This is a genomic window from Microcystis sp. LE19-41.2A (assembly GCF_027530405.1).
GTDB lineage: Bacteria > Cyanobacteriota > Cyanobacteriia > Cyanobacteriales > Microcystaceae > Microcystis > Microcystis aeruginosa.
Genome location: NZ_JAPZQJ010000553.1, coordinates 1 through 3,690, shown reverse-complemented (window position 1 = coordinate 3,690; position 3,690 = coordinate 1). Strand labels below are relative to the sequence as shown.

The 3,690-nt window shown below is 38.7% G+C and carries 6 protein-coding genes; 5 read left to right on the top strand and 1 reads right to left on the bottom strand.

Annotated elements, in window-relative coordinates; translation table 11 throughout:
• Window positions 1-328: 328 nt before the first annotated feature.
• A protein-coding gene (locus O9290_RS23220) for an IS5 family transposase (RefSeq protein ID WP_288057794.1) occupies window positions 329-1,172 on the bottom strand; the annotation gives its coding sequence in 2 pieces (ribosomal slippage) (window positions 329-782 and window positions 781-1,172; 846 coding nt in all).
• An 80-nt stretch (window positions 1,173-1,252) separates the two neighbouring features.
• Between O9290_RS23220 and O9290_RS23215 the strand changes: the two genes are divergently transcribed.
• From O9290_RS23215 to O9290_RS23195, 5 genes are all read left to right on the top strand, one after another.
• Window positions 1,253-1,480, top strand: a complete 228-nt coding sequence (locus O9290_RS23215) for a type II toxin-antitoxin system HicA family toxin (protein ID WP_002744562.1) — start codon at window positions 1,253-1,255, stop codon at window positions 1,478-1,480.
• A 2-nt stretch (window positions 1,481-1,482) separates the two neighbouring features.
• On the top strand, window positions 1,483-1,704 hold the full coding sequence (locus O9290_RS23210; protein ID WP_002744564.1) for a type II toxin-antitoxin system HicB family antitoxin: 222 nt from the start codon (window positions 1,483-1,485) through the stop codon (window positions 1,702-1,704).
• Between the two features lie 151 nt (window positions 1,705-1,855).
• Window positions 1,856-2,140 (top strand): DUF1214 domain-containing protein, encoded by a 285-nt coding sequence (locus tag O9290_RS23205; RefSeq protein ID WP_288057787.1) that lies wholly within the window; start codon window positions 1,856-1,858, stop codon window positions 2,138-2,140.
• Window positions 2,141-2,594: 454 nt separating this feature from the next.
• The gene (locus O9290_RS23200) at window positions 2,595-2,891 is read left to right on the top strand and encodes a hypothetical protein (RefSeq protein WP_288057784.1); all 297 of its coding nucleotides are present in this window, start codon (window positions 2,595-2,597) and stop codon (window positions 2,889-2,891) included.
• A complete protein-coding gene (locus O9290_RS23195) occupies window positions 2,851-3,582 on the top strand; it encodes an SH3 domain-containing protein (RefSeq protein WP_288057781.1) in 732 nt (243 codons plus the stop codon). The genes O9290_RS23200 and O9290_RS23195 overlap by 41 nt, the downstream gene beginning before the upstream one ends.
• Window positions 3,583-3,690 lie beyond the last annotated feature (108 nt).

Sequence of the window (3,690 nt, the reverse complement as noted above, 5' to 3'; positions counted from 1 at the left end):
AATTATTGAGATAAACTCTCATTAAGCTGGCGATCGCTAACTAGAGTGTGACACTTCATAATTCTTAGTAATCGCTAAAAGTCTTACTATACAAGGGCTAGAGCAACTTTTGATTTCAACGACTAGGGTGCGGAATGTGGGGTCTAAGTGCGATGCCGAAGAAAGTAGTGCGATCGCCGTCATCTTCTTGATTAATGTTTAAAACTGCCATTGCTTGGGATAGGAACGCAGAGGGCGATCGCTTTTTGGGGATGAGGAGGGGAAAATAGCGATCATCTTGGGTTAAAATGGATTTTTACTCAAGCTCATTAGACCTCCTGCAAAAGTTTTAACCCTCGGCTAGCTTATACTCTAAAGAAAGTTCGTAGTTATAGATACCTGCGAGTAGATTTAGTCTTAATTTAAAACGCTTTCTTCGATTTCTATACCGGGAAGACAGAATTCTAAAGATTTTCAAATGACGATGAATATTTTCAATCACTACTCTCTCTCTCGATAATTGTCGATTAAATTTCTTTTGTTCTTTCGTTAACTCTTGTTTCGACTTTCTCTTGTGAGGGATTTTACTATTCTCGTGAAGCTTTTGAATTCCCTGATCCCCTTTGTCTGCTAAACATTCGATTCTCTTATTCATCATGACACGGCTAGTCTTCCACACTTTAAAATCGTGTGTTCTGCCCGTCCCGAAAGCGGTACAGAGAATCATTCTCGTTTTTACGTCGGCTACAATCTGTGATTTTATGGTATGGCATTTTTGTTTCCCACTATAATATCGCTTCTGTTTTTTTTGGTCTTTCTATCTCGTGTTCTGTCACATCTACCCCTACTCGCTCCACCGATATACTCTCTCGGACGAGCGTTTTTTTGCCTGGCAGGTTGAAGAGTCCTGACTTAATTAGTATGTCTTCCACTTTTTTAATAATTCTCATCGCTGTTGTCTCGTCAATTCCCCGACTCGTTCCGATGTGATAGTAAGTTCGATATTCTCTCCAATACTCTAAAGCCATTAAGATTTGTTCCTCCACACTTAATTTACTCGGTCTTCCCGATTTTTTGTGAAATGCCTTCTCGGCCGATACAATTTTCACCATTAGCGAGAAAGTCTCGGGATAGACTCCGGTTAAGCGTTTGAATTCCTCGGGCTTTAAGTTTTCGATTCGTTCGTAAATCATAGTACACGGGAAACTTTTCCTTATTTTATACTAACTTTTCCGATTTTTGCAGGAGGTCTATTGTTGAATGCCATTCACTCGTGTCCAAAAGGGATAAACTACTAGAACTACTAAAGAATAGTCCTAATAACGCAAGATTCAACGATATTTGTCAACTGCTAGAATTAGAAGGGTTTTCCCTTGATCGAATTACAGGTAGCCATCACATTTTTAAAAGAAATGATATTATTTTGGTCATACCTGTTCATAATAAAAAAGTAAAATCTGTTTATATTCGTCGAGTCCTTGAAATCATCGGAGATAACTAAAGATGAATTATCCAATTATTATTTATCCCTGTGAAGAAGGCGGTTTTGTCGCTGAAATTCCAGCACTATCTGGCTGTTTGGCTCAGGGTGAAACCTTAGAAGAAACCCTACAAGAATTACTGATGGTAAAAGATTTATGGTTAGAAACAGCCCAAAAATATAATCAAAAACTTCCCAACTTAGAAACAGAGATAGCGAAAATCAAAGCATTAAGCACTGTATAGAGCAATTTTTGGGTAACGGCGATCGCTTTTTGATGAGGAGCGGCGATCGCTAATTGCCGTCTTGACTTAAAAAATAGTTACTTAACGCGCTTTTTTGCTTTTAATCATGATGAATTTGTAATTATTCTGCGTTACGCTAACACATCCTACCGTGCGACTATTCTGGTCAGTGATTCTTTACAGTAACCAGACGCGATCGCAGATTCAGACGGATCAACAGTTTCCCAGTGTCGGTAGTCAGACTAAAGGGCTTTTGGTTAATGCCGATGGTTCTGTGGATATCTATTTCGGGCCGAAACCGCCTGCTGGCAAGGAGAATAATTGGGTACAAACAATTCCTGAAACGGGTTGGAATACGATTCTTCGGCTTTATGGCCCGCTTGAGCCTTGGTTTGACAAGACTTGGCGACCAGGGGAAATCGAGTTGTTCAAATAGTCCTATCTAGGATATGGCTGAATCGCCGATTTGTTGCTTGGGTTGAGGTGATGAAATTCGGCGATCACACTTCATTCAGAGAGAATGATTGCAGTAACTCGACAATGAGGTTATAGCAATTCCCATAGTTGTGAGGTACAGAGTCTTAGGTTTTGAGGAGTCAGGAGTCAGGAGTCAGGAGTCAGGATTCGGGATTCAGGATTCGGGATTCAGGAGTTAAGATTTTGGTGTACCTCATGAGATTGGGAAACGCTATATTATTTCTCGTAGTTGCTTCGCGTTCCTTCACCCAACCCAAAAGATCAGCGATCGCAATCAAGGAGATTCTTTTGAGGACGCAATCGCAAACATCACAGAAGCGATCAAATTATATCTTGAAAATTTACGCGCTGATAATCCTGTCAATTTATGAAAACCCTGAAAATTTAAATTTTTGAATCGGAGAGTTATATTAATGATTAAAGTATCTATTTTTAATCTCAATATTCTGTTAGGCTTGTTAACGGCTTATCTTAATATAAATGTAATTGTACCAGTTGTAGCACAAAAAATTGATGGTGAAACTTCTTCTCATAAAGTAAGAGGTAATAGTTGTGTCAATTTTCGAGCGGAACCATCAATAAATGCCACGATTATTCATTGTTTGAAATCAGGTACTTATATTGACGTTGTTCGGATTCCACCTACAGGAAAGTTTGCTTGGAGTAAAGATGAAGCAGATCGTCTTTGGTATTTGGTATTTGGTATTTGATCAAGATACTAAACTACAAGGATGGGTGATGCCTGACTGTATTGATATTTTTGAAGAAACAAGTTCAACAAGTTGCGCTGATTATGGTTCTAATAAACCGACTCCTTATCCACCCGAATCTTTAGGAAATCTAGATTACTACCAGTTCCGTTACGACGATTTCATTAAAAGAAATCCTGGCAAAGAAGCACCAGATTATTACTTAGGATTTGGAGATAAATATCTGAATATATTTGTGAAGGATACATCTCCTACTCTTACTGCAAAAGGACAGCAATTTATCAAAGAAGTAGGTAAAGCTTTACAACAGAAAATAGAAGATAAATTAGTCGCTAATCCTGATGCTTTTGGAGAATTAGAGCTTAATCCCGATTCCTTCCGTAAATTTGCTTATGGAACACATCCAGATGCTTACTGTGAATCAGGCTGGGGAAAATTACCCAGAACTGATCGAGAGAAAATTATAGAAGCTATAGACTGGAAAGATAAGTATAGGTCTGTCAACGGTTGGGAGTCAATGATAGGACTTATCAATAGGTGTACTGAAATAGGCACAATAGACATGATAATCGATGGAATACCGGGATCAACGCCTTTGGAAAAGAGCCTATTTGTTTTGAGTGTAATTAGCTTCACGGGTTTAGGATTACGAGGACTATTTGGTTCTTCGTTACCTGGTATGGTTCGATAGGGGGGCATAAATCGACTAAATCCTTATCTGGCAAGAGACTTAATTGATTAGTTCGCTCTAGATCAAAAATAATTGACAAAAATCGCCAAATGCCTTTCTATATAAGGG